Below are 26,511 nucleotides of genomic sequence, written 5' to 3'. Positions count from 1 at the left end.
AACGAGCATAGTCCCCTCTATTCTAACGTGCCGCACGTGCCAAGTGGCGCATGCGGCACGTTTTGGTGCGGGGTTGTTTCCGTTGTGTTACCGTCCAAAGACCTCTTCGGCGATACGGGCGCTTTCGGCGGCATCCTTGGCGTAGTAGTCTGCGCCGATCTGCTTGGCGTATTCGGGGGTGAGCACGGCGCCGCCCACGATAATCTTGACGCCCGGGACCTCGGCATGAAGCAGCTTGATGGTCTCCTCCATGGCGACGACCGTGGTGGTCATAAGCGCCGAGAGGCCGACGAGCTTAATGTCGCGCTCCTTGACGGTTTTGAGCACCTCCTGCGGATCGACGTCGCGGCCAAGGTCAAAGACGGTATAGCCGTAGTTATCGAGCAGCATCTTGACGATGTTCTTACCGATGTCGTGGATGTCGCCCTTGACGGTGGCCACGCAGATCTTACCCTTGTCGGCAATCTCGCCGGCGGGCATCAGGCGTTTGATGGTATCGAAGCCCACGCGCGCGGCCTCGGCCGAGGCCATGAGCTGCGGCAAGAAGAACTTGCCCTGGTCAAAGAGGACTCCGACCTCATCGAGGGCGGGGATAAAGTGGTCGTTGATGAGGTCCATGGCGTCGTGGTCGGCCAGCAGGCGTTCGGTCTCGGCCGCGATTTCGCCCTTGCGTCCCGAGACGACCATGTGGCGGATGGGGTCGTCATCGGCGCTTGCGGTGGTGCTTGCGGTAGGCGCGGCATCGATCGATGCTGACTGGGCGGCCGCCGGGTTGGCGGCAATCTTATACGGATCGGTCCAGCCGGCGTAGCGCTCGATGTATCCGGTCGAGCCCTCGTCCTCGACGCTCAGCACGCGATAGCTGTAGACGGTATCCATAAAGCGCTTGGAACCTGGGTTCATGATGGGGGCGTCCAGGCCCGCGCCAAAAGCGGCAGCCAAAAAGACCGAGCCCAGCAGCGGGCGGGCTGGCAGGCCAAAGCTGATGTTCGATACGCCGAGTGCGCATTTGACGCCCAGGCGCTCCTTGCACATAGACATGGCGCGCAGGATCTGCTCAGCCTGGCGCTGGTTGGTCGAGGCGGTCATGACCAGGCAGTCGATGAGGATGCGGTCCGGGCCGATGCCGTAGCGGGCGGCCTCGGTCACGATGCGCTCGGCGATGGCGAAGCGAGCCTCGGCGGTATCGGGGATGCCGCCCTCGTCGAGCGTGAGGCCGACGACGTTGGTGCCATAGTGGGCGACCAGCGGGAAGATTTCGTCCATGATCTGCTGCTTGCCGTTAACCGAGTTGATGATGGGCTTGCCGGCGTAGCGGCGCACGGCGGCCTCGACGGCGGCGGGGTCGGTGGAGTCGATCTGCAGTGGCAGCAGCGTGGAGCCTTGGAGCTGCTCGGTCGCTTGCTGGATGACCTTGACCTCGTCGATCTCGGGCAGGCCGACGTTGACGTCCAGGATGTCGGCGCCCTGCTCCTGCTGGCTGATGCCCTGGCTCACGACGTAGTCCAGGTCGCCGTCGCGCAGGGCCTGCTGCAGGCGCTTTTTGCCGGTGGGGTTGATGCGCTCGCCGATGACGGCGATCTTGTGGCCGTCGCAGGGGAGGTCCACGACCGTCTGGGCGCTCGTGACCGACATGCTGGGCTTGCGGTGACGCGTGCAGGGCGTGTGGTTGTCGATGAGGGTGCGAAGTGCCGCCATGTGCGCCGGCGTGGTGCCGCAGCATCCGCCGACGACGCTCACGCCGTCCTCGATCATGCCGGCGACGGCCTCGGCGTATTCGGGTGCCTGGATATCAAAGACGGTATTGCCGTCATCGTCCACGCGGGGCAGTCCCGCATTGGCCTGCACCATAACGGGCTTGTCGGTGACGGTGAGCATGCGCGCGGCGAGTCCTCGGAGCTCGGCCGGGCCCTGGCTGCAGTTGATGCCCAGGACGTCGGCGCCGATGGCGTCAAGGGTGATGGCGGCGACCTCGGGGCTCGTGCCCAAGAAGGTGCGGCCGTCTTCCTCAAAGGTCATGGTGGCAAAGACGGGCAGGTCAGAATTCTCGCGGCAGGCGAGGACTGCCGCCTTGATCTCGGCAAGATCGGTCATAGTCTCGATAATAAAGAGGTCCACACCCGCAGCGACGCCGGCGCGCACCTCCTCGGCAAAAAGGTCGTAGGCCTCGTCAAAGCTGAGGGTGCCCAGGGGGCGCAGCAGGGCGCCGATGGGGCCGATGTCGCCGGCGACGTAGCGGGCGCCGGCCACGCGGGCGCAGGTGACGGCCGCGGCAAAGACGTCTGCAACGGTGGCGGCGCCGTCGAGCTTGTGGGCGTTGGCACCAAAGGTGTTGGCGGTGATCACGTCACAGCCGGCGTCGACGTACTGACGCTGAATATCGGTGATGACCTGGGGCTCCTCAAAGTTGAGCAGCTCGGGCAGGGCTCCGGCTTTCATGCCGGCCGCCTGCAGCATGGTGCCCATGCCGCCGTCGAACAGCAGGTGTCCCGTGCCCTCGATGGCGGCGCGCAGACGATCGTTCTTAATGCGAAGGTCGTCGATTGTGCGCGTCTTGTATGCAGCGCCTTTGCGGCGTGCGGCATCAACGGGAGCCGCCAGCGCAGCACCGTCAGAATCATGAGTGATAAGCGGGGTAAACATCGGTGGGCTCCTAGTGGCTGGAATAGCAGGTGGTGTGGGCGGCGCGGAAGCGGCAGTGCTTACGCATGCGGCAGATAGTGCAGGTGGGGCGACTCTGGGCGTCGTGGACCTCGCCATCAAACAGGCCGATCACCGCGGTCACGCTCTTGGTGGGCATGAGCAGGCTGGTCGGTGTGACGGTAAGCCCAATGAGCCGCGTGGCGTTGAGTGCAGCCACGATCGAGCGCTGGGCCGTAAGCGGGCAGTCGCCGTAGCCGGGACTGAAGCGCCAGTTACCGGCGAGTCCGTGTGCGGCGGCCGCAGCCTTGACCTGCTGGTCCATCTGCTCGACGGCGGCTTCTACATAGGCAGAGCATGCAGCGTCGAGCACGGCTCCCTCTAGGGGCTGCTGGGCTCCCGTGGTACGCAGGCGACGCTCGGCGTCCATGCCGAGGGTGCATGCCATGAGCGCGGCAAAGCGGGCATCTTTGAGATGTCGATAGATGTCGCGACCCCGCAGCTCAACGTTGGTGCCAACCAAGCGAATGCAAGGCTCGCCCTGTTCATCGACGCCCGTGGCATCGATGGCAAATACGCGGCGCACGCCACGGGGCTCAATGTCTAGCTCCAGACGCTCAACGACAAGCTCAATTCGTCGTGACAGCTCGGGCTCAATCTGCTGGCCGCCGTAGCCCAGATAACGCAACATCTCGGCACGGTCGATGCGAGGGTGGTGGGCAGCGTCGATACGGTAAAGCGCCGGCGACGCAAGGTCGGCCGGCACTTCGACAACGGTTGTATCGATGTGCGGTTTTTCCATTACCCCAGGCGCTCCATAATGGTTGCGGCGATTGCAGGACGATTCATAGTGTACAGGTGCAGACCGGCGGCGCCGTGCTCCTTAAGGTCGCAAAGCTGACGGGCGGCATAATCTACACCGGCTGCCTGTAGGCTCTCGGGGTCGTTCTCGTACTTGGCGAGGATCTTGATGACGGGGGAAGGTAGCGATGCACCGCACATAAAGACCATGCGGCTGATCTGTGACTTGCCCATAAACGGCATGATGCCCGCGGTAATGGGCACGGTGATACCGGCCTTGTCGGCAAGCTCACGAAAACGGTAGAAGCACTCGTTGTCAAAGAAGAGCTGCGTCACAAAGAAGCTCGCGCCGACATCTTGCTTTTGCTTGAGGTATTCGACCGAAGCGTTGAGATCCTCACAGGCAATGTGGCCCTCGGGGTAGGCCGCGGCGCCCACACAAAAGCCGGCGTCGACGAGCTCGGGGATGAGGTCGCGGGCGTAGGCGTAGTCCGAGGCGGGCTTGTCGTCCTCGGTCGCGCCGGCAGGGAGATCGCCACGCAGGGCCAGGATGTTTTCCATGCCGGCCGAGCGATACTCGTCGATCTTGGCGGCGATATCGGCGTGCGACCGGCCCACGCAGGTAAGGTGTGCCACCGAGGGTGTATCGAATTCGCTCGTAATCATATGCGCGATGGGGGCGGTGGTGGCACCGTTGCCCGAGCCGCCGGCCGAGCAGGTGACCGAGACAAAGCTCGGCGAAAGCTTGCACAGATTGCCTGCCACTTCGCGAGCCGTGTCGAGGGTCAGCTCGCCCTTGGGCGGGAACATCTCAAACGAAATGGGCGCGGTGCCCTGGGATGCTGCCTGCTTAAAAACCTCGTCGACGCGCATATCGTGCTCCTTTAGATACGTAATAGTGTGATGTGTTGTAAGGATTCTACAGCACCACTGTGTCACGGTGGAGTTTCACTCGCTATTTGAGGATACTAATCAAAGATGCCTTGCTATCGGCTTTATCTATAACAGAGCGGCTAATCTAGGCACGGACTATAAAGACTGGTATTTGATGCGAAATACCAGTCAATTTAGCCCCGTCCTAAATTGACTACCCTTAAACCATGCGGGGAGGTCTGCAATTTATACAGTTCATTGGCTGTTAAGGGTGGCAATACTGCCGCGATGCGGTAACCTCATTGATTGGTTTCGCGACAGCAACACAACGGTAATGTCGCGGAAACACGGCGAGCCTAAGCTATGACTCGTTCGTTAGTAATCAACACCGCTTCTCACGCGGTGCCGATACGAAGGGAGTTCCGTATGGCCGATCTTACTGACCGCTTCGGGACCATGGTGTTCTCTGAGGAAGTCATGAAGGACTACCTCCCCAAGGACATTTGGAAGCGCCTTGCCGCAACCCTCGAGGAGGGTGAGCCGCTCGACCTGGATGTGGCCAACGCCGTCGCTCACGCCATGAAGGTTTGGGCCATCTCCAAGGGTGCTACGCACTACGCGCACTGGTTCCAGCCGCTTTCGGGCATTACTTCCGAGAAGCACGATAGCTTCCTCGAGCCCAACCACGACGGCACCGCCATTACCAAGTTTACGGGCAAAAACCTCATTCAGGGCGAGCCGGACGCCTCCAGCTTCCCCAACGGCGGCCTGCGTGCCACCTTCGAGGCCCGTGGCTACACCGCTTGGGATCCCACCAGCCCCGCATTCATTAAGGACGATGTCCTGTGCATCCCCACAGCTTTCTGCTCCTACACGGGCGAGGCCCTGGACAAGAAGACCCCGCTGCTGCGCTCCATGACCGCGCTCTCGCGTGAGTCCAAGCGCGTTTTAGCGCTGTTTGGCAAGACCCCCAAGAAGGTCGTTCCTTCCGTGGGCGATGAGCAGGAGTACTTCCTGATCAAGAAGGACGCTTACCGCAAGCGCAGGGACCTGGTCATCACCGGTCGCACCCTCTTTGGCGCTGCTCCCTGCAAGGGCCAGGAGCTCGAGGAGCACTACTTTGGCGCTATCCGCCCCACCGTCTCGTCCTATATGAAGGACCTGGACGATGAACTGTGGGCGCTTGGCATTCCTGCCAAGACCAAGCACAACGAGGTCGCTCCCTGCCAGCATGAGCTCGCCCCTGTCTACGGCGAGGTCAACGAGGCCATCGACCAGAATCTGGTCATGATGGAGAAGATGAAGCTCATCGCCTCCCGCCACGACTTGGTCTGCCTGCTGCACGAGAAGCCCTTCGAGGGTATCAACGGTTCGGGCAAGCACAACAACTGGTCGCTTGGCACCGAGTCCGAGAATCTGCTCGATCCGGGCGACACCCCGCTCGACAACCTGCAGTTCATCGTCTTCCTCACCGCGGTGATCGAGGCCGTCGATAACTATCAGGAGCTCCTGCGTGCCTCCGTTGCCTCTGCCGGCAACGACCATCGTCTGGGCGCCAACGAGGCTCCTCCGGCGATTATGTCCATCTTCCTGGGCGACCAGCTTACCGAGGTCGTCGAGAAGATCATCGATGGCAAGGCTTCCGTCCATGCCACGCGCGGCGTGCTCGACCTGGGCGCCGATACCCTGCCCAAACTGATGCAGGACAACACCGACCGCAACCGTACCTCCCCGTTTGCCTTCACCGGCAACAAGTTCGAGTTCCGTGCCTGCGGCTCCGAGCAGAACGTCTCCGACTCCAACCTGGTGCTCGATGCCGCCGTGGCCAAGTCGCTCAAGTCTTTCGCCGACGCGCTTGAGGGTACGCCCGAGGATGAGTTCCAGGACGCTGCGCTCGAGTACTGCAAGAAGGTCCTGACCGACCACCAGCGCATTCTCTTTTCCGGCGATGGCTACTCCGACGAGTGGCCCGTTGAGGCCGAGAAGCGCGGCCTTGCCAACAACAAGACCACGGCCGACGCCCTGCCCGCCTTTGTTTCCGATAAGGCCATCGCGCTCTTTGAGGAGACGGGCGTCCTGACCAAGGCCGAGGCCCAGTGCCGCTACGACTGCAAGCTCGAGAAGTACAACAAGCTCATGAACATCGAGGCCACCACGATGGTTCGCGAGGCGCGTCGTACCTATCGCCCGGTCATTACCGCCTATGCCACCAAGGTCGCTAAGGGCCTTGAGACTATTCGTGCCGCTGGTGCGGAGGCCGCCATGCAGTGCGAGCAGAACACGCTCAACAAGCTCTGCAACGGTATCACCACCATCAACGACTCCATCAAGGCGCTCGACGCCGTGCATCAGAAGGCCGAAGCCCTCGATGGTCAGGAGCAGGCCAACGTGTATGCACACGAGGTCGTTCCCGCTATGGATACGCTGCGCGCCGCCGTGGATGCCATGGAGGAGATCGTGGCCGCCGACTACTGGCCGGTCCCGACCTACGATGACATTCTGTTCTATGTGTAACAGACACGTTTGATTTTGCGTGCGAAGGGGTCTCGCCTGTGCGAGGTCCCTTCTTTTTTGTCGCCACTGGCGAAGACGGCAGAGGTTCTTGGCTGATTTGGCGCACATTTGGCGCACATTTGGCGCACATTTGGCGCGCATGCGCCGAAACGAAAACAGCCAAGACAAAAAACGAACCCGCACGACTTAACATCGCACAGGTTCGCACATTTTCGGGTTGGTGCCCCCAGCGGGATTCGAACCCGCGATATCCACCTTGAAAGGGTGGCGTCCTTGGCCGCTAGACGATGGGGACAGCGGGAAAGAGTATAGCAGACTTTTCTATCCGTTCACAAATCGTTGGCAGATTGAAAAACCACCACACAGGAGTGGGTTTCTATTCCGATTTTCAAATATCTCAATCTGTAACATCTGGGCGGGCAAATCGGCTCTATCTGTTACAGATCGAGACAGACGGCGGCAGTCGGGGCGAACATCTCAATCTGTAACAGTAAGATGACTTTTAACGGTCTAAATGTTACAGATCGAGACAAACTACCGTGGCGGGTCGAAACCACCACAAAGGTGCCTGTCCACTTTGTGATGGTTAGGGGAGGAGCTTCATCGCGGCGTCGTGGGCGACGTGCTCGTAGGTGTCGTCGAGGGGCTTGAGCGGCAGCAGGGCGGCGGCCTGTGCGTCGCCACGGCGCTCAAGGGCGTGGGCGATGAGCCAGTCGGCGAGCTCGGGGTTCTTGGGTAGCGCTGGTCCGTGCAGGTACGTGCCGATGACTCCCTTGTAGATCAGACCCTCAAAGCCATCGTCGCCGTTGTTGCCGGTGCCCACGACGACGGACGTTCCGAGCGGCGTGGCCTCTGCATCGAGCAGGGTGCGGCCGCCGTGGTTCTCGAATCCCACAAAGGGCTCGGGTGCCAGGTTGGCCTTGACGGCGACGTTGCCGATCAGGCGATCGGAGCCGCGCACGGTTTCGGCGGCAACGACGCCCAGGCCATCGATGCGATTCTCGCCCATATAGTACGAACGGCCGAGCAGCTGATAGCTGCCGCAGATAGCGAGCAGCGAGCCGCCGTCCTCAACATAGGCTGCGACCTTGTCTTTTTGAGCGAGCAGCTCGTGTGCCACGGCCAGCTGGTCGCGGTCGGAGCCACCGCCCATCATGACGATGTCGGCGTCGGTGAGATCGAGCGTCTCGCCCATACGGACTTCGTCCACGCGCACGGGAATGCCGCGCCAGGCGCAGCGGCGCTCGAGGGCAATGACGTTGCCGCCGTCGCCGTAGAGGTTGAGGGCATCGGGGTACAGATAGACGATGCGCAGGGGGCGCGAGAGCTCGACCGGCACAATGTCGGTGGGGACAGCGCTGCCATCGGCGCGCGTTACGGCGTGGGAGGCAACCGAGCTCGCATCGGTGCCCTTAAGCTCGTCGAGCTCCTTGACCAGCGGCGGGAAGGCCGTGTAGTTGGCGACGGCGTAGAACGTATCGCCAGCCTCCTCGTCTGCCACGGCGCCGATCGCCTGCTCGATATTCGAGATGATGGCGGCGTCGATGCCGGCGTACTTCAGGCGTACCTGCATATCGTGCGCGCGCGTACCCCCGACAAAGGCGATAAGCCCTGGGGTATCGGCGATGCGCTCGAAGTCGACGTCGTAGATCCACGAGACATCGTGGCCGTCGGCGTCGTTGTCGTTCAGGAAGAAGGCGCAGAGCCTGCCGCCTGCCGTTTTAATGGACTGGATCTGGCGATCGAAGCCCACGGGATTTTTGGCCAGGTTGGCCTCGACGGTACGGCCGGCGATCTCCCAGCGGCCCATGCGTCCGCCGGCGGGGACGTAGGCATCGAGCGTTGGCTGCAGATGTGCCGCGTCCACGCCCAACTCGCGCGCCGCAAAGAAGGCGGCGGCAACGTTGTAGACCATGTACAGGCCGTTGTAGCGCGTGGCGATGTGCGTTGCGGGCGCTTGTGCCTCGGGTCCAAAGTTCAGGTCAAAGCCGTAGCCGTCGCAGCCGAGTTCCACGCCCGTCACGCGACGGACAAGCCCAGGGCGGGCCCAGCCGCACGAAGGACAATGATAGGCGCCGAGCTGGCCGTACTGCACATAGTCGTATTCCAACGGCGCGTTGCACTGCGAGCAAAAACGCGAGTCGCTAATGCGATCGGACTCGGTGCCCGTGGCACCGTCGATGCCAAAGGCGATGCTCGTGTTGGGGACGCGTGCGGCGATCGAGGCGCACAGCGGATCGTCGGCGTTATAGATGAGCGTCGTTGCCGGCGAAAGCTCCAGCGCGTGGGCGATGACGTCCTGGGTGTGGTCGATCTCGCCGTAGCGGTCCAGCTGGTCGCGGAACAGGTTGAGCAGCACAAAGTAGGTCGGCTTGAGCTTGGGCAGGACGCGCACCGTGTAGAGCTCGTCGCACTCAAAGACGCCTACGCGCTTGCCGCTTCCGGCACGCTTAAGATCGCTGCGGCTCTCGAGCAGGGCGCCCACCACGCCCGGCTCCATGTTGTTTCCGGCACGGTTGCATACCACGGTGACGCCGCTGGCGGCAACGGCGTCGGCGATGAGGTTGGAGGTGGTGGTCTTGCCGTTGGTGCCGGTGATTACCACGCTGCGGTCGACAAGGTCCGCGAGGTCGCTCAGCAACTCGGGGTCGATCTTCATGGCGATGCGGCCGGGGAGTACGCCGCCCTGGCGCTTAAGGACGGAGCGCAGCCCCCAGCGGGCGATATCGCTCGAGGTGCAGGCGAGAGATGAGCGGAAGTTCATGAAGCCGTTCCTAACGTGAATGACATGGTCGTGACGTTTGCGCCGTTAAAAGCCGTAACGGCGCGCAAATTCCTGGGCAAGCTGCGATACGTCTTCGCAAGCGCTGGCCCAGGGGGCAAAGTCGGGAGTATCCGAGATGATGCCGTCGGCTTCCCAAACTGCCTGATGCGAAAGGTCCCAGGGGTCGTGCGGCTCGGGCCGGCAGGGAAGGTACGGTGTCTGATACATGGGGTTCAGCAAAAAGAACGCGCCGCCCTCGCAGCGGTTGGCAAACTCGCGCAGCGCGCGTGTGGCCGGGCGCATCTTGTTCGTTTTGAACAGCAAGATCGTGCGGGCGAGCAGGTACCAGGGGGAGTCCTCGAGGACATCGGCCCCCATCTGTTCCTCGAGCTGGTGGGCCAGGGCAAAAAAGCCGTCCTCGTCTTCCAGACGAGCGAGGGCGAGTAGCACGGTGCCTGCAGCTCGGGTGGGATAGCCCTCCGCCTTAAGAACACGGCGAGAATAGTTGGCGGCGGCACGGTAACGAGCGCTCGCCATGCACAGCTGCGAGATGGCCTCGAGCGTGTGGAGCCACCCGATAAGCGCCGGCTCGCTTACGGTGAGATCGGCCGCCGTCACGCCGTCCGTCAAAACCTTGTTGGCCCAGTAGTGTGGGGCCTCCATGTCGAACCCGGGCACGCTTTGCTGCAGGTAATCGGCCGTGGTCGCCTCGAGTTTCATCAGGTCGCCCAGGCAGGCGTCGACGGGCGTGTCCGCCAAAATGATGGCGAGCAGCTGGGCATCGACGACATACGCATCGATGCGGACAATCTTGAGCAGCTCATCGCGCATATCGTCGAACAGGCGGTTGCGTGTCTTCTCAAACTCCTCGTCGCTGCCCATGTCCTCGATGCGATGGAGTTCGTCGAGCAGGTGGCGGTGGACGCCGGCATAGGACAGCAGCGCCTGGGCATGCTCGGTCTGCGCATACTTGTGAGGGCTGACGCTCACGTCGTTATGGACAAGATCGCGTGCTGCATCGGTGAGTTCGGGGTGCGACGCAACGTAGGCGCGCTCCAGGTAGGCGGGGATGTAGACGCTCGGATCCATTAGAGGTCTCCTCCCTTAAACGGCAAGCCCTGCTCGGCCGCTCGCAGGATGCGCTCGTCGATCTGGGAACGCACGATATCGTTGGTGGCGACCCAGGCGGCAAAGCTGGCGTTGTCGGGGGCACCCAGGCCCTCCTGCAGAACCGGCGTCGCTTCGGACAGCGCAAGGACAAGCTCGTCGGTGGAGCCCGCATCCACGTTGACGCGGGCATAGACGCCATCGGGAAACTCGGTTTGGAAGTAGAGCGCCTCGGCTGCGTGCGGGCACGAGCGTGCAAGGATGCGCAAGTAGTGCTCGGCACCCTCGTAGTCCAGCTCGCGCCAGGCAGCGCTCATCAGCGCGATGAGCGTCCACGGGTCCAAGTCACGCTCTGCATCCTTGGGACGACGGCGTAGCGGCGTGTTGGCGAGATAGGGGACGGAGTGGGCAGAGCGAAAGCGCTTGAGCTCCTCGGCGGGGTATTCGAGCTTTGCCATGGCAAGCATCGCAGTATGGCGGACGCCGGCGGGGTCGTTGGGCGCAAAGTCCAGGCTGCGATTCGCGGCTTCGAGCGACATGCGATAGCGGCCGCTAATGAGGGCGCGCGACGCAAGGGCGGCAAGCCAGCGCAGGTAGGGGCGGCGCATAAGGTCGCCAGCGGCCTCGCGCTCGTAGGGGTCCTGCGCCGAGGCGATCTTGAGTGCCAGGTCGTGCTCGACTTCATCGCGCTTGGATACCAAATACTGTACGTACTCCTCGTTGGAGTTGGCGGTGAGGGCGGTCAGCATGCGCTGGGCATCCCAGTTGGTGGGGTCGAGCGCGGCTGCCTCGCGAAGCATGTTTTCGGCTGTGGTCTCTTCTTGCTCTGCCTGGGCATCGTCAGGGATAAAGGGAATGCGGTAGTCGACAGCCTCGACCACCTTGGCAATAAGGTGCCCGGCGCGGTCGCGGTCGTGCACGATGAGCGGCGCGGGGTCGCGGGTGAATTGTTCCATCAAACGCTCTACGGCGGCACCGTCGGTGAGCGGGATATTGTCGCGGCGCAAGGCCTCAAGAACGAGGCGATGGCAATCCTCTTGAATGGGATCGAATGCCATGGGGCCTCCTTTGCTGCGGTTAGGGTTCAAATGTCTCTATATAAGGTTCTAGTTTACCCGCATGTGGCACACCGGGGGTGCCGCACTTGGACATGCACCTTTGCACCACGAAGACGGATGTCGCACAAATGTCGGCACCTTGGACGACTGAGTGGTATCACGGTGCCGCAAACGGTCGATTTTTGGCGGCGAACGGGGCGCATTTTGGAGGGGCACAGTCCTGCCCGGGATATGTGGTCAACCTTGATAAAACGTTTGCCCAGCTTGGGAGTATGAATGCCCCACAAGGGTCTTCAGGGATAGAAAAAACGTTTCATCATTGTCGGCTTTAGGTGAATAACTGACCAACCAGAACGGTAGAATAGTGTTTGTCTGAGCGTTGAGACGTTTAGACATCGCGCATTGTCATCGCCGGCAACGCGCAAAACGGTCCTAACGGAGCCAATCGGGTGCTCCGTTATATACGCAAGTCTAAGAGGGGCTTGTTTAGGAGGCACAGTATGGGACGTTTTACCAATCCTCGCGATCTGTACTTTGGTGAGGGCGCTCGCCACGAGGTGAAGAACCTCAAGGGCAAGAAGGCCATCATCGTTTCTGGCGGCAGCTCTATGCGCCGCGGCGGGTTCTTGCAGGACGTTGAGGCCGACCTTAAGGAAGGCGGCTTCGAGGTCAAGCTGTTCGAGGGCGTCGAGTCCGATCCGTCCATCGAGACGGTCATGAAGGGCGCCGAGGCCATGCGCGAGTTCGAGCCCGACTGGATTATCGCCATCGGCGGCGGCTCGCCCATCGATGCCGCTAAGGCCATGTGGGTCTTCTACGAGTATCCCGAGGAGTCCTTCGATAACATCATCCAGCCGTTCAGCTTCCCCGAGCTGCGTCAGAAGGCTCATTTCTGCGCCATCTCCTCTACCTCCGGTACCGCTACCGAGGTCACTGCCTTCTCCGTCATCACCGACTACGCCAAGGGCATCAAGTACCCGCTGGCCGACTTCAACATCACCCCGGATGTCGCCATCGTCGACCCCGAGCTCACCTACACCATGCCTGCTAAGCTTTGCGCTCACACCGGCATGGACGCTCTGACCCACTGCATGGAGGCCTACGTTTCCACCTGCGCTTCTATGTTCACCGATGCCAACGCCCTGCACGGCATCCGCGAGATCGTCGAGTGGCTGCCCAAGTCCTATGCTGGCGACCATGAGGCTCGTCAGCACATGCACGAGGCTCAGTGCATCGCCGGTATCGCCTTCTCCTCGGGTCTGCTCGGCATCGTTCACTCCATGGCTCACAAGACCGGTGCAGCCTTTGAGAACGGCCACATCATCCACGGTGCTGCTAACGCCATGTACCTGGGCAAGGTCATCCAGTGGAACTCCAAGGATCCCCGTGCTGCCGAGCGTTACGCTTACGTGGCCAAGGAGATCCTGCACCTTCCCGGCGAGACCAACGAGGAGCTCATCGCTGCGCTCGTCCAGAAGATCCGCGACCTCAACGACCAGCTCAACATTCCGCAGTCCATCAAGGATTACGCGAATGGCGGCGTGAAGGTCGACGCCGAGAACCCGCAGATGGTTTCCGAGGAGGAGTTCCTCGCCAAGCTGCCCGAGATCGCCGCGAACGCCGAGACCGACGCCTGCACGCCGGAGAACCCGCGTGAGACCAAGGCTGCCGACTTCGAGAAGATCCTCAAGGCCTGCTACTACGACACCGACATCGATTTCTAATCGACTCTTGTTATCGTAACGAGGGGCTCCGCACGTATCTGTACGGAGCCCCTTTCTTTTTTCTTTTAGAGAATGGGATAGTTATGGCTGCAATTTTCAATAGCCCCAGCAAGTACATCCAGGGTCCGGACGAGCTCGCCAAGCTCGGCTCCTATGTCGAGCCGCTCGGCGCTAAGGCCCTCGTCATCGTGACGCCTTCGGGCAAGAAGCGCGTCGGTGCCAAGATCGAGGGCGGTTTTGCCGAGGCTAAGGCCGAGCTGCTGTTTGAGGACTTTAACGGCGAGTGCTCCAAGAGCGAGGTCGATCGCCTGGTTGCACTCGCTCACGACAACGGTTGCGACATCATCGTTGGCGTCGGTGGCGGCAAGATCCTCGACACCGCCAAGGCCGTCGCCTACTACCTGGAGTCCCCGGTCATCATTTGCCCCACCATCGCTTCGACCGATGCCCCGTGCTCGGCGCTCTCCGTGCTCTATACCGATGACGGCCAGTTCGATAAGTACCTGTTCCTTAAGGCGAACCCCAATATCGTTCTTATGGATACGACGGTTATCGCGGCGAGCCCGGTACGCCTGACGGTGGCAGGTATGGGCGATGCGCTCGCAACCTACTTTGAGGCCCAGGCGACGCACGATGCCGACGGTGGCACCTGCGCCGGTGGCAAAGGCGGCATGGCCGGCCTGGCGCTCGCCAAGCTCTGCTACGAGACGCTTATGGCCGATGGCGTCAAGGCCAAGGTCGCGCTGGAGAAGGGTGCGCTCACGCCTGCCGTCGAGCATATCATCGAGGCCAATACGCTGCTTTCGGGCATTGGCTTTGAGAGCTCGGGCCTTGCTGCTGCTCATGCCATCCACAATGGTCTGACGATGCTGCCCGAGTGCCACGGCATGTACCACGGCGAGAAGGTCGCCTTCGGCACCATCGTCCAGCTGGTACTCGAGGATGCCCCGACCGAGAAGCTCGAGGAAGTCTTGGGCTTCTGCATTGAACTGGGCCTGCCGGTCACGATGAAGGAACTTGGCGTTGCCGAGCTTACACGCGAGCAGGCCATGATTGTTGCCGAGGCCGCGTGCGCGCCCGATGACACCATGTGCAACATGCCGTTTGAGGTGACGCCCGAGATGGTCGCAAACGCCATCCTGGGTGCCGACGCTCTGGGCCACTACTATCTCATGGATGAGTAAATCAAGCTATGGAAGGGGCAAAGCAAGCAGATGGCTTTGCCCCTTTTTGCTATGGTGCAAACTAACCTGACCCCATCGCACCAAGTTGGTGCAAGGGGGTCAGGTTACTTTGCACCAATCGTTGTTTGATGAAGGGCGGATTCTCGTATGGCGCTTCCTATGGTTTACGGTGGTCCTGGCCGGTATGTTCAGGGGCCGGGCGAACTTTCGCGTCAGGGCAGGTATTTGTCATGGTTGGGCTGCGCTGCCTATGTCTTGTTTGACCAGGGCACCGAGGATCGGCTGTGCAGGCAGATTGTCGATGGATTTCTGGACGACGATCTGAGTGAGCCATTCTTTAAGATTTATGACGGTCCGTGTACGGAAGATGCCGTTGTCGAAATGGCCAAGGAAGCCCGGGCCGAGTATTGCGACATGGTGGCGGGCATTGGCGGCGGCAAGATGCTCGATATCGCAAAGGCCGTTGCGTTTTATGCTGAGCTGCCGTTGTGCGTATGTCCCACGGCGGCTTCGATGGACGGTCCGTGCAGCGCGATTTCGGTGTTGTATCACGAGGACGGGTCGTTCGACCGCTATCTGATGCTCGAGAAGAATCCAGACCTGGTCGTGGTCGATACCAACGTGGTCGCGGCGGCCCCACTGCGCATGACGGTCGCCGGTATGGGCGACGCGCTGGCAACGTACTTTGAGGCACGTTCGTGCGCCGCGGCGAGAGGTGCGAACGAGCACGGTGGCGCACCGGGGCACTTGGCACTGGTCGCGGCACGTGCCTGCTACGACACGCTTATGGAATGCGGCATCGCTGCCAAGCGCGATCTCAAAAAGGGACGTACATCGCCAGCGGTTGAACGCCTGATCGAGTGCAACATCCTGCTCTCGGGCGTCGGCTTTGAGAGCGGTGGCTTGGCGTTGGCGCATGCCATCGCCAACGGTCTGACGATTCTGCCCGAGTGCAAGGCCATGCATGGTGAGGCTGTGGCATTTGGCCTGGCGGTGCAGCTGCGTCTGGAGCGTGCGCCCGAGCTTAATCAGGTGCTCGAGTTTTGCCAGCGCGTTGGTCTGCCGACGACGCTCGAGGAGCTGGGCCTCGGCGAGATTTCCGATGCCGACCTGATGAGCGTTGCGGATGCGGCCTTTAGAAACGAACGCAATATGGCCAACGAGCAGGCCAAGGCGACCAAACAAAAGCTCGTGCAGCTCATGCGGGAGGCATAGCTTGGCGCTTGATCGACCTTGTGCAATCGAGGCTGCGATAGGCCATGGGTTATTTGCCTCAAAGGTGCTCCGCGTGTAATTTGCCCGAGGCGTGGGCTCATAGCGTATCATTATCTCTTGCTTGTTTGCACTGCTCAGGGAGGGGCCGCGCATGGCGCAGGAACACGATCTATTTGATGACATTATCGAGATCAGCAAGGGTTTCGACTTTCTTAAAAATCCGCTTGGCGGTGTGACCGATGCACTCGATCCGTCGGCACCGCAGTGGAATCCTGCCGACTACAAGGAGCGTCCGCGCGGCAACACCATTCCGTGCCTGACCTGCAAAAACGAAAAGAGCGGCTGCACCGCGTGCGTGGACGTGTGCCCGGTCAACGCTATCGAGGTCGAGGAAGACGCCATCGAGATCCTCGACTCCTGTCGCAAGTGCGGCCTGTGCGCCGCCGCCTGTCCGACCGAGGCGATCATCTCGCCACGCCTGGCGCCCAAAAACCTGTATGACGACATTGTCTCGGCAGCTACGAGCCACGAGACCGCCTACGTCACCTGCACGCGCGCCCTTAAGCGCATGCCGCGCGAAAACGAGGTCGTCGTTGCCTGCGTGGGCGATATTACGGCCGAGACCTGGTTCTCGGTGCTGGCGGACTATCCCAACGTGAGTGTGTACCTGCCGTTGGGCGTGTGCGATAAATGCCGCAACACCGGCGGCGAGGACATTCTGGGCGAGGCGATTGCGAAGGCCGAGGAATGGGCCGGTACGGGCATGGGTCTTGAGGTCGACCCCAAGAGCCTCAAGTGCCATAAGCGCCGCGAGTACGAGCGCAAGGAATACATGGAAAAGATCGCCCGCACCACGGGCCTGACCGTGACTAAGCTCAACCCGGCGACGGCGGCGCTAGCTTCGGTGACACAGAAGCTCAAAGCCCATCGTCATCAGATTACCCAGCTGGAGCGCACACTCAACACCATGTGCGGTACCACGACGACCAAGCGTCGCCGTTCGCTTACGCACGGGCGACAGCTGGTGCTCTCGACGCTGCAAAACCACCCCGAGCTTGCCCAGAACATGCAGGTGAGCACGCCGGAGTGCGATTTTGACAAGTGCACGTCGTGCGGCGAGTGCGTCAATGTATGCCCCACGTTCGCCTGCGATTTGATGGGAAGCGGCCGCTTTGCGTTGGAGTCCACGTATTGCTTGGGCTGCAGTGCCTGCGTCAAGGTGTGCCCCGAGCATGCGCTCAAGCTGGTTGAGCATGACGCGTCCAATCTGGTCGTCGTCGATCCCGAAGCCGAGGAAAAGGCTGCCCAGAAGGCGAAGGCTCACGAGGAGGCCGAGAAGGTCAAGGCCGAGGCAAAGGCCAAGCTCGATAAGATGCTCGATCAGGTGGAAAAGCTCGCAGACTAGTCAGCGACCCCTATCTCTGCTTCATTTGCGCCGCCGTGGCGTCCGGGTTCGCCTGGATGCTGCGGCGGCGCTATACTTATGCAGTTTGAAGTACCTGTATCAAAAGGAGCTGTCGTGTCCCTTTCCATCGGTATCGTGGGCCTGCCCAACGTGGGCAAGTCGACGCTGTTCACCGCGCTTACCAAAAAGACCGGCCTTGCCGCCAACTACCCGTTCGCCACGATCGACCCCAACGTGGGTATCGTCGATGTGCCCGATAGCCGCCTGCAAAAGCTCGCCGACATCGTCAACCCGGGTCGCATTGTGCCGGCTACGGTCGAGTTCGTCGACATCGCAGGTCTGGTGAAGGGCGCTAACGAGGGCGAGGGTCTGGGCAACCAGTTCTTGGCAAACATCCGCGAGACCGACGCCATCTGCGAGGTCGTGCGCTACTTTAAGGACCCCAACGTCATGCGTGAGGTGGGCCGCACCGGCGAGTTCGTCGATCCCGCCGGCGATGCCGACACCATCATGACCGAGCTTATCCTGGCCGACATGGGCACGCTCGAGAAGCAGCTGCCCAAGCTCGAGAAGGAGGCCAAGCGCGACAAGGAGCTCATGCCCAAGTTTGAGGTCGCCAAGCGTCTGCTTGCCTGGCTCAACGAGGGCAAGCGCGCCGCATCCATGGAGATGACTGACGAGGAGCGCGCCGCCGCCAAGGGCCTGTTCCTGCTCACCATGAAGCCCATCCTGTATGTGGCCAACGTGGACGAGGATATGCTCAACGAGGACCTGGCGCCCATCGATGGCGTCAAGCCGCTGCCGATCTGCGCCAAGATTGAGGCCGAGCTTTCCGAGCTCGATCCCGAGGACGCTGCCGACTACCTGGAGAGCCTGGGCCTGGAGCAGCCCGGCCTGGACGTGCTCGCGCAGGCCGCCTACAAGCTGCTTGGCCTGCAGTCGTTCTTTACGGCTGGTGAGATGGAGGTCAAGGCCTGGACGGTTCGTCAGGGCGCAACCGCTCCGCAGGCCGCCGGCGTCATCCACACCGACTTTGAGCGCGGCTTTATTAAGGCCGAGGTCATTGGCTACGACGATTACATCGAGCTCGGTGGCGAGCAGGGCGCCAAGGCCGCCGGCAAGCTGCGTATCGAGGGCAAAGAGTATGTCATGGCCGATGGCGACGTCGTGCACTTCCGCTTTAACGTGTAAGGACGACGCATATGTTTAAATATGGCAAAAAAGCTGGCTACATGGGTATTGCGTTGCTCGTACTTGCGGTGATTCCGCTGGTGGTTGCAGCGTGTGTTATCCCCAACATTGGTCCCGAGGTGGCAACGAAGTTTAACGCGGCCGGTGAGGTGACGCGCTGGGGCAAGAGCTACGAGCTGCTGGCGCTGCCGGTGCTCAACCTGCTGCTGAGCGTGGCGACGTACTTTACGGCAGGACGTCAGGCTAAAAACAATGATGACTCCGCCGCCATGGCGCGCATCGTGTGCGAGCGCTACCTGCGAAACGGCTGCATCACGGGTGTGTTCCTCAACGTGATTAACGTTTACTTTATGTACTCGGCTATTACCGGAACAGGCTTTGGCTTTGGTTTCTAGCTTGTCCTTTTAGGCAACGAGCCTGCACGCATATTCAATGGCTGCTGCGAGGCCGCCGCTCGATCGTGGTTTAAAGACCATATCGGCGGCGGCCTCGTTTTCGTATCCGGAACCGCGGAGGGCGAGTGCGATACCGGCTTCTAAAAGGAGTGGCAGGCCGCGTTGGCTGGTTGCGATTACGGCAGCCTGATTGAGCGAGCGGCTGTGCGCTTGGCATTGGATGACAAGTTCGCCTTGCGCCGGGCAAGGGACCAGAACGGCGGCGACGCGACTTGATAGCAATGCAAATGCTGTGCGCTCATCGGGCGAAAGACATTCTGCTTCAACGACGACGAGCTTGGGCGGTGCGCTGTTTGTGCGAAGCGTGGCTCGGTACGTGCGGACCGAAGAACCCGACATAGAAAACTCCTGTGTATTCGGCAAAACGTAAACTATAGTTTACGTTTATGTTCGGCTCCATTTCAAACTCGTCTGCATGGACGAACGTGCTAAACAGATTCTTGGCAGGCGGGTCGAAGAGACACGCAGGGACCTTGGTATCTCCAAGGTTGATTTTTGTGTGGCGACAGGAATCAGCCGACCCTACCTCGACCGAATCGAAGATGGGACGGCAAATTTCACGCTCAAGGTTCTATTTAAGATCGCGCCCGCACTCGGCATGACGGTGTCAGAGCTTCTCGAGGGGATCGAATAGGGGATACCCGTCGACAACTGAATTACGCCATCGGGATGCGGTCGTGGTTGACTTGGCTGTAGAACAGGCGCTGGATCTCGGCGGCATCGCGTGACTGGCCGAGTGCCCACATGGTTTTGGCTACGAGCGTCTCGGTGGTCATGTCGTCGCCGCGCAAAATACCCGAATGATCGGCGTAAGCGCGGCCGACCTCATAAACACCCAGGTCAAGGCCCTCTTCGGGGACCTGCGTGGTCATAACGACAGTGCGGCCCGAATCGACCCAGCGGAAAATTGTCTCTTGGAACGACTCGCCCGACTCACCAAACTCGGGGATGCCGCCAATGCCAAAGGTCTCCAGGATTACAGCATCGTAGCTATCGGCAAGGGCGTCCAGGATACCCGGGTTCACGCCGGGCGTGAGCTTAAGGACAAACACACGCGGGTCGATACTGTCGTAGAAACGAACCGGGCACTCATTCTGGTGAGTGCCGTGAATCCCGTTGCGCACGATGCGGTCGTTGCGGATGTAGGCAATGGGCGGATAGTTGACACTAATGAACGCGTTAAAGCTCATGGTGCGCTGCTTGCGGGCGCGCGTGCCGGCAATTGCCACGCCGCCAAACACGATCGAGACATCGTGCGAATGCTCGTCGAGCGCATAGAGCAGGCTCTGGTACAGATTGAGCTTGGCATCGGTAAAGGGGTTGCCCATGGGCTTTTGCGAGCCGGTGAGCACGATGGGCTTGGGGCTGTCCTGAATCAGGTAGGAAAGCGCCGCCGCGGTGTAGCTCATGGTGTCGGTGCCGTGCAGAATCACGAAGCCGTCGTGGTCGGCGTAACCCTCGACGATGACGTCGCGGATACGCATCCAGTCGCTCGGACGCATATTGGTGCTGTCGATGTTCATGGGCTGCACGACGTCGAGCTCGCAGAGGCCCGAGATCTCGGGGACGCTCTGGGCGAGCTCCTCACCGGTCAGGGCGGGGGAGAGGCCGTTGCCGTCCTCGGTCGATGCGATGGTGCCGCCCGTGGCGATGAGAAGGATGCGCTTCATGCTGGTATTCCTATCGTATTTGCCGCCCCAGAGGCGGAGTCGTTCGGCAGTATTGTGGCACAGGGCGTCCAATGTTCAAACGTAATACATCATCTGTAATGTTTAGTAACACTCCAATTGCCGTCAAATAAGGCCCAGGTCGTGCGTTTGCCGTGCGCTGATGGCTGCGAGGGACGAGAAACCCCATATAACGTGTACACTATGAAAGTTATTTTCGTTCATTCACGCGGGTGGGCACCGGCTCCCCGCCAACAAGAGGGGGAAACCATGGATCAAAAGGCTTCCGCAAAGGTCCTCGTACTCGACTTTGGTGCGCAGTACGGTCAGCTCATTGCCCGTCGCGTTCGCGACCTCAACGTGTATTCCGAGATCGTTCCCTGCGACATCTCGGCCGACGAGATTCGCGAGATGAACGCCTCTGCGCTCATCCTTTCCGGCGGCCCGGCTTCTGTGTATGCTGAGGACGCTCCGTCCATCGATCCTGCCATCTTTGACCTGGGCCTTCCCGTCCTGGGCTTTTGCTACGGCCATCAGATCACGGCCGTGACGCTCGGCGGCAAGGTCGGCCACTCCGAGGTGGGCGAGTACGGCCGCGCCACCATCACGCGCACGGCTGGTGCCAAGCTCTTTAACTCCACGCCTATGGAGCAGACCGTGTGGATGAGCCACCGTGATGCCGTCTCCGAGGTGCCCGAGGGCTTTACCGTTACTGCCAGCACCGACGTGTGCCCGGTTGCCGCCATGGAGTGCGTCGAGCGCAAGATTTTCACCACGCAGTTCCACCCCGAGGTCAAGCACTCCGAGTACGGTCAGCAGCTGCTGAGCAACTTCCTGTTTGAGATCTGCGGCCTGGAGCCCAACTGGAGCATGGACAACCTGGTCGAGACCATGACGGCCGAGTTCCGCGAGAAGGTCGGCGACGACCGCGTGATTCTGGCCTTGTCCGGTGGCGTCGACTCCTCCGTCGTGGCTGCGCTGGGCGCCCGCGCCGTGGGCAAGCAGATGACCTGTGTGTTCATCAACCACGGTCTGCTGCGCAAGGGTGAGCCCGAGCAGGTGGAGGAGGTCTTCACCAAGCAGTTTGACGTCGACTTTATCCACGTCCACGCCGAGGACCGCTATGCCGAGCTTCTGGCCGGCGTGACCGAGCCTGAGGAGAAGCGCCGCATCATCGGCACGCAGTTCTGGAAAGAGTTCTTCGCGGTCGCCCAGCAGCTCGAGTGCGATGGCAAGCCGGTCAAGTATCTGGCTCAGGGCACCATCTACCCCGACATCATCGAGTCCGGCGCTCGCAAGACGGGCGGCAAGACGGCCACCATCAAGAGCCACCACAACCTGATCCCGTTCCCCGAGGGCGTGCACTTCGACCTCATCGAGCCGCTCGACCACTTCTTTAAGGACGAGGTCCGCGCGCTTGGTCTGGCGCTCGGCCTGCCGGGTCACATCGTGTTCCGTCAGCCCTTCCCGGGCCCGGGTCTGGCCATCCGCATCATCGGCGCGGTCGACAAGGAGAAGCTCGAGATTCTCAAAAACGCCGACGCTATCGTGCGCGAGGAGCTCGACGCCTACAACCAGCGTCTGTTTGAGCAGACTGGCGAGCGCAACTCCGAGCACAGCTGCTGGCAGTATTTCGCGGTCCTGCCCGACATTAAGTCCGTTGGCGTAATGGGCGACGAGCGCACCTATCAGCGTCCGATCATCCTGCGTGCCGTCGAGTCCAGCGATGCCATGACCGCCGACTGGGCCAAGCTGCCCTACGACGTGCTGGCCCGCATTTCCGGCCGTATCGTGGCTGAGGTCCCCGGTGCCAACCGCGTGTGCTACGACATCACGTCCAAGCCGCCGGCGACCATCGAGTGGGAGTAGTTAAAATATGTGCAATTTACGTGCATGAAAACCTAGATAGCACCCATGGCGCACTGCATCATGGGTGCTATCTTTGTATATGGGAGCGGGTCACGGCATATTCCAGTCGCCACGTGACGGATATCCGCCACACCATGACGGATTCCAGGAACATACCGCCTGCCGCGCGTGCAATCGCCGTATTGCGCACACACGAGGCAAGGAGGTCCGCATGGAGACAGTTAACGTCACCGTACGCATGGAGAGGCAGACGAGGGACGACGCTGCGAAGCTCTTCTCGAAGCTCGGCATCAGCACCACCCAGGCGATCAACATGTTCCTCAAGCAGGCCGTGAGGGAGCAGAGGACACCCTTCGAGGTCTGGATTCGCGGCAATTTTGAGACTGGATGCAAGTGGGACAAACTGAGGCAAACTGGAACGAACTGGAGATAGTTTCTAACTATTGAGTGGGATTAGAGTAAGTAACATGCGAAGAATCGATTCAGCACCTACACGCGACATCCTTGTTAAGCTGCTGCACAACGACGCCCTCGGGAGGAATGGAGATCTCGCCGAGTTTGCCGGGATACTCAAATCCATCGAAGGCGGGTTTTCCCTGTTCGTCGACGCTGATTGGGGAAGCGGGAAGACATTCTTCGTTAGACAGGTGGCCTGCATCCTTGAAGAGGTTAATCCTTTTCTTGAGTCTCACGGAGACCTCGACGGATTGCTTGACAACAATCGCGAGCTTGCACCCTATATGGAGCTGAACAGCTTCTTGCCCGTATACTACAACGCCTGGGAAAATGACCATTGGGATGATCCGCTGCCTTCGATTGCAGCATCTATAGCCCTCCAAGGCGATGCATGCGCCTCTTTTCGCAGTGACACCGAAGCTGGCGAAAAGATTGCCGGAACACTCGACGCCATATTGGGGGTCTTTGGACATGGCGGAGCCAGCTCTTTAAGAGACGCTTTTTCGGGCAGAGATTTAATCCAGGCTTATCGTGACAGAGAAACGCTAAGGTCCTCTGTTTCAAACCTGGTAGATGTAGCTCTCCCTGAAAAAGCCAACACATTGCTTCTCATTGTCGATGAGCTCGATCGTTGCCGTCCTTCTTTTGCAATGAAGGTGCTCGAGCAGTTGAAGAATCTGTTTACAGATGATCGAGTAGTCATCGTGTATTCGGTCAACGCCAATCAACTATCACATGTTGTTGAAGGCATGTATGGGCAAGGTTTTGACGGCCGACGTTATTTGTCGCGTTTCTACGATCTAACCATCCCTCTAAGAAAGGTCGATAGCTTTAAGCAGCTAGAAGCGAACGGCTTCATAAAAACCTCCAACCGCTTTGACGTAATTGCGTATGAGCTTGCAGAGGCATACGGAATGACGATGAGGGACGCCAACAGGTATCTGACTGAGCTTTTCAGAGTTCGCCCTTTAGTATTGGAAAGCCGCGATGGATTTGTAGACGACCGGGTTCGAGCGTTTGCCGATGCCGGCCTGGTCCCGACTATGCTCGCCTTGAAAGTATTTGACGCCGACGCGTTTGCCTCTGTGGTTCAGAAATTTGAAATTGAGCCTCTTTATCATGCATTCTCTAAGAGCGAAGCGGCGATGGAGTTTATGGATGCAACATGGGGGTCGTACATAAAGTTCGAGGAGGGAAAGACCCCTTCCGACGAAGACAAGGTAGGTGCAAGGCACGAGCTCCTCGAGACCTTGGTCTACATGATTTGGTGCAAAGACAGAAACAATTCTAAATACCAGCATTCCTATCAAGTTCTTATTGGAAGAAGCTGGGGATTTGACTCGCTCCCGCGTTTAGCAAAGATTATCTAGGAGTAACAGATGAAAGGCGAAGAACGATACCTTCTTAACTTGCTCGAAGGCACGAAAACTCGATTTGTTATCCCCGTCTATCAGCGCAACTACGACTGGAAGATCGAAAACTGCAAGCAATTGTTCGACGACCTCGAGGATGTCATTTCAGAAGGCGTGGAGAGTCATTTCTTTGGAAGCATCGTCTCCAAAGCAGATGGCCCCGACACACGCATCGTCATCGATGGCCAGCAAAGGATCACCACGTCTTACCTCCTTCTCCTTGCGCTTGTGAGCAAGCTCAGGGAAGGCGCCATCGCCTCCGAAGACGACAATCTGGCCGACATGATCAACGAGGAATACCTCATCGACAAATGGCATAAGTCCGAGCGAAAGCTGAAGCTGAAGCTCATCAAGGACGACCAGGCTGCCTTTGAGGCGCTTTACTCCGCTGACGCAGAGAAGTTCATCCAGGACTCCAACGTAACCCAGAATTACATCTATTTCTGCGGCCGTATCGACAAGACAAGGCTGACGGCCGATCAGCTGCGCGATGCCATCGAGCGCCTGATGATCATCGACATCAAGCTTGACAAGGAGGATGACGCCCAGCGAATCTTCGAGAGCCTCAACTCGACAGGCCTCGACCTGAACGAGGGCGACAAGATCCGCAACTTTATCCTCATGGGTCTGGATGCCCAAATGCAGGAAGAGTATTACGAGCAGTACTGGAACGAGATCGAGAAGAATACCGGCTACGACGTAAGCTCCTTTGCTCGTGATTGGCTTGCTGCCGTCCGCAGGAAGACCCCCGCAATCAAGAAGGTCTATTCCGTGTTCAAGGACTATGTAAAAGCGGAGGCATTCGATACGAAAGTCCTGCTTGAGGAACTTCTTAAGTACTCAAAGCATTACAAGGCGATTAACGACGCCGATTCTGGAAACCATCGGCTTGATGCGGTTTTGAGGCGACTTATTCTGCTGGACATGAGCGTCATGAACCCGTTCACGCTTAATCTATTCGAATACAGGCGCTGTGGAGGAATCAGCGACCAGCAGGTGATCGAGGCGCTCAAATCCGTCGAGACCTACCTTTTCAGGCGCTGGGTCTGCAAGGTTCCCACAAATGCGCTCAACAAGGTCTTCGAGACTCTGCACAGCGAGGTTTTGAGAGGCGTCAAAGACGGCGGTTCATATCCTGACGTGTTGAACAAAGTTCTCCTCTCCAAGGAGGGCAGCGGCCACTTCCCCGACGACGCCGAGTTCATTCAAGCGTTCGAAGAGAGGGACTTCTACAGGATCGCGAGCTACAAGTACTACCTCTTCGATCGTCTTGAAAACGGAGACAGCCTCGAAAGGGTCAACGTCGTCGACAACCTTCGCGATGAGTCTTTCAGCATTGAGCACATCATGCCCCAGACGCTTTCGACAAGCTGGCAGCAGGATTTGGGCGTTGAGTTCGCCGCAATTCACGCAAGGTGGCTGAACAGCATGGCGAATCTGACGCTTACCGCATACAACTCCAAATACAGCAACAGGCGCTTTGCCGAGAAGCGGGACATGGAGAACGGCTTCAAGCAGTCTGGCTTCAGGATCAACGGCTTCGTCTGCCAGCAGGAGGCCTGGGGCGAGGAGCAGCTGAAGGCTCGCAACGAGCTCATGAAGAGGAAGTTCCTTGAGCTTTGGCCATCCATCGAGTCCGACTTCGAGTGGGGCAACGACGCCTACGAGGAGCATGCCCTCGACGATGATTTCTCGTTCACCGGCAGGCAGATCGCCGCATACAGCTTCATGGGATCTCGCTTCACGGCGAAGACCTGGGTTGACATGATCTGCGGCGTGCTTTCCATGGTTTACGAGCTTGATCCAGTCGTCTTCCATAAGTTCGTCCCTGAGGGCTCGGACTTCCCGGGAAGGTATTTCTCATGGAAAGAAAGCGACTATTGCTTCAAAGTCGGTGAGGGAATCTACTTCAATCCCGGAAGCTCGACTTATGTGAAAATCGAAACGCTGAAGATCGTTTTTGAGGCAGCGGGCATTGACTGCTCAGAGCTTCTGATCGAGCTGTACAAGTCGAAGGTCGGGGATCCATCGTAGCTGCTGGGGCCTGTAGAGGCTTCTCTACCCTGCCTCCTCTGACATGCAATGTCCATGTGATCATTAGCTGCTATCGCAGTTTGCCGTGACCCACCTTGACCCGCTAAAACACCCTGCCCCGCCCCGAAATCCGTGACCCAGA

20 protein-coding genes and 1 tRNA gene are annotated in these 26,511 nt (G+C 59.8%); 12 read left to right on the top strand and 9 right to left on the bottom strand.

The window, feature by feature from the left end:
* Positions 1-87: 87 nt before the first annotated feature.
* The 3 genes from DXB53_RS03510 to DXB53_RS03500 are packed head-to-tail and all read right to left on the bottom strand — an operon-like array spanning position 88 to position 4,314.
* A complete protein-coding gene (locus DXB53_RS03510; RefSeq protein ID WP_199409673.1) occupies positions 88-2,643 on the bottom strand; it encodes a homocysteine S-methyltransferase family protein in 2,556 nt (851 codons plus the stop codon).
* A 10-nt stretch (positions 2,644-2,653) separates the two neighbouring features.
* The gene (locus DXB53_RS03505; RefSeq protein WP_117583331.1) at positions 2,654-3,442 is read right to left on the bottom strand and encodes a hypothetical protein; all 789 of its coding nucleotides are present in this window, start codon (positions 3,440-3,442) and stop codon (positions 2,654-2,656) included.
* The gene (locus DXB53_RS03500; RefSeq protein ID WP_117583330.1) at positions 3,442-4,314 is read right to left on the bottom strand and encodes a methylenetetrahydrofolate reductase; all 873 of its coding nucleotides are present in this window, start codon (positions 4,312-4,314) and stop codon (positions 3,442-3,444) included. Before DXB53_RS03500 ends, DXB53_RS03505 begins: the two co-directional genes overlap by 1 nt.
* Positions 4,315-4,740: 426 nt before the next feature.
* On the opposite strand from DXB53_RS03500, the gene DXB53_RS03495 reads away from it, so the two are divergent.
* Entirely contained in the window at positions 4,741-6,828 is a 2,088-nt protein-coding gene (locus DXB53_RS03495; RefSeq protein WP_117583329.1) for a glutamine synthetase III, read from the top strand.
* Between the two features lie 218 nt (positions 6,829-7,046).
* Here DXB53_RS03495 and DXB53_RS03490 read toward each other — a convergent pair.
* From DXB53_RS03490 to DXB53_RS03470, 4 genes are all read right to left on the bottom strand, one after another.
* A tRNA-Glu gene (locus tag DXB53_RS03490) sits at positions 7,047-7,123 on the bottom strand.
* Positions 7,124-7,414: 291 nt separating this feature from the next.
* Positions 7,415-9,592, bottom strand: coding sequence for a MurT ligase domain-containing protein (locus tag DXB53_RS10085; RefSeq protein ID WP_233503790.1), 2,178 nt, complete (start codon positions 9,590-9,592; stop codon positions 7,415-7,417).
* 45 nt (positions 9,593-9,637) lie between these two features.
* On the bottom strand, positions 9,638-10,681 hold the full coding sequence (locus DXB53_RS03475) for a hypothetical protein (protein WP_117583328.1): 1,044 nt from the start codon (positions 10,679-10,681) through the stop codon (positions 9,638-9,640).
* The gene (locus DXB53_RS03470; RefSeq protein WP_117583327.1) at positions 10,681-11,757 is read right to left on the bottom strand and encodes a hypothetical protein; all 1,077 of its coding nucleotides are present in this window, start codon (positions 11,755-11,757) and stop codon (positions 10,681-10,683) included. The genes DXB53_RS03475 and DXB53_RS03470 overlap by 1 nt, the downstream gene beginning before the upstream one ends.
* Before the next feature lie 500 nt (positions 11,758-12,257).
* Here DXB53_RS03470 and DXB53_RS03465 point away from each other — a divergent pair, with 500 nt between their 5' ends.
* From DXB53_RS03465 to DXB53_RS03440, 6 genes are all read left to right on the top strand, one after another.
* Positions 12,258-13,481, top strand: a complete 1,224-nt coding sequence (locus DXB53_RS03465) for an iron-containing alcohol dehydrogenase (protein WP_117583326.1) — start codon at positions 12,258-12,260, stop codon at positions 13,479-13,481.
* 83 nt (positions 13,482-13,564) lie between these two features.
* Complete coding sequence (locus tag DXB53_RS03460; protein ID WP_117583325.1) at positions 13,565-14,665, top strand: glycerol dehydrogenase; 1,101 nt, start codon at positions 13,565-13,567, stop codon at positions 14,663-14,665.
* 147 nt (positions 14,666-14,812) lie between these two features.
* Positions 14,813-15,880: a glycerol dehydrogenase gene (locus tag DXB53_RS03455; protein ID WP_117583324.1), complete on the top strand. Its 1,068-nt coding sequence runs from the start codon at positions 14,813-14,815 to the stop codon at positions 15,878-15,880.
* A 151-nt stretch (positions 15,881-16,031) separates the two neighbouring features.
* On the top strand, positions 16,032-17,285 hold the full coding sequence (locus DXB53_RS03450) for a 4Fe-4S binding protein (protein ID WP_117583323.1): 1,254 nt from the start codon (positions 16,032-16,034) through the stop codon (positions 17,283-17,285).
* Positions 17,286-17,399: 114 nt separating this feature from the next.
* Positions 17,400-18,476: a redox-regulated ATPase YchF gene (ychF, locus tag DXB53_RS03445; protein WP_089572784.1), complete on the top strand. Its 1,077-nt coding sequence runs from the start codon at positions 17,400-17,402 to the stop codon at positions 18,474-18,476.
* An 11-nt stretch (positions 18,477-18,487) separates the two neighbouring features.
* Complete coding sequence (locus DXB53_RS03440) at positions 18,488-18,871, top strand: DUF1648 domain-containing protein (protein ID WP_089572786.1); 384 nt, start codon at positions 18,488-18,490, stop codon at positions 18,869-18,871.
* A gap of 9 nt (positions 18,872-18,880) precedes the next feature.
* On the opposite strand, the gene DXB53_RS03435 is transcribed toward DXB53_RS03440, so the two are convergent.
* Positions 18,881-19,270 (bottom strand): hypothetical protein, encoded by a 390-nt coding sequence (locus DXB53_RS03435; RefSeq protein WP_117583322.1) that lies wholly within the window; start codon positions 19,268-19,270, stop codon positions 18,881-18,883.
* 76 nt (positions 19,271-19,346) lie between these two features.
* On the opposite strand from DXB53_RS03435, the gene DXB53_RS03430 reads away from it, so the two are divergent.
* Positions 19,347-19,565 carry a helix-turn-helix domain-containing protein gene (locus DXB53_RS03430; RefSeq protein WP_035136926.1) on the top strand — a complete coding sequence of 73 codons (219 nt, stop codon included), beginning with the start codon at positions 19,347-19,349 and terminating at the stop codon, positions 19,563-19,565.
* Between the two features lie 22 nt (positions 19,566-19,587).
* On the opposite strand, the gene DXB53_RS03425 is transcribed toward DXB53_RS03430, so the two are convergent.
* A complete protein-coding gene (locus DXB53_RS03425; protein WP_117583321.1) occupies positions 19,588-20,601 on the bottom strand; it encodes an asparaginase in 1,014 nt (337 codons plus the stop codon).
* 267 nt (positions 20,602-20,868) lie between these two features.
* Between DXB53_RS03425 and guaA the strand changes: the two genes are divergently transcribed.
* The 4 genes from guaA (at position 20,869) to DXB53_RS03405 (ending at position 26,369) form a co-directional block, all read left to right on the top strand.
* Positions 20,869-22,467 (top strand): glutamine-hydrolyzing GMP synthase, encoded by a 1,599-nt coding sequence (guaA, locus tag DXB53_RS03420; RefSeq protein ID WP_117583320.1) that lies wholly within the window; start codon positions 20,869-20,871, stop codon positions 22,465-22,467.
* A gap of 211 nt (positions 22,468-22,678) precedes the next feature.
* Positions 22,679-22,900, top strand: a complete 222-nt coding sequence (locus tag DXB53_RS09920; RefSeq protein WP_158551530.1) for a type II toxin-antitoxin system RelB/DinJ family antitoxin — start codon at positions 22,679-22,681, stop codon at positions 22,898-22,900.
* A gap of 34 nt (positions 22,901-22,934) precedes the next feature.
* Positions 22,935-24,293, top strand: a complete 1,359-nt coding sequence (locus tag DXB53_RS03410) for a P-loop NTPase fold protein (protein ID WP_117583318.1) — start codon at positions 22,935-22,937, stop codon at positions 24,291-24,293.
* Between the two features lie 9 nt (positions 24,294-24,302).
* A complete protein-coding gene (locus DXB53_RS03405) occupies positions 24,303-26,369 on the top strand; it encodes a DUF262 domain-containing protein (protein WP_117583317.1) in 2,067 nt (688 codons plus the stop codon).
* Positions 26,370-26,511: the final 142 nt, after the last annotated feature.

The sequence above is a fragment of the Collinsella sp. OM04-5 genome (genome assembly GCF_003439125.1).
Taxonomy (GTDB): Bacteria; Actinomycetota; Coriobacteriia; order Coriobacteriales; family Coriobacteriaceae; genus Collinsella.
Note: the sequence above shows the minus strand (reverse complement) of the source record. Positions and strands in the feature narration are given on the sequence as shown.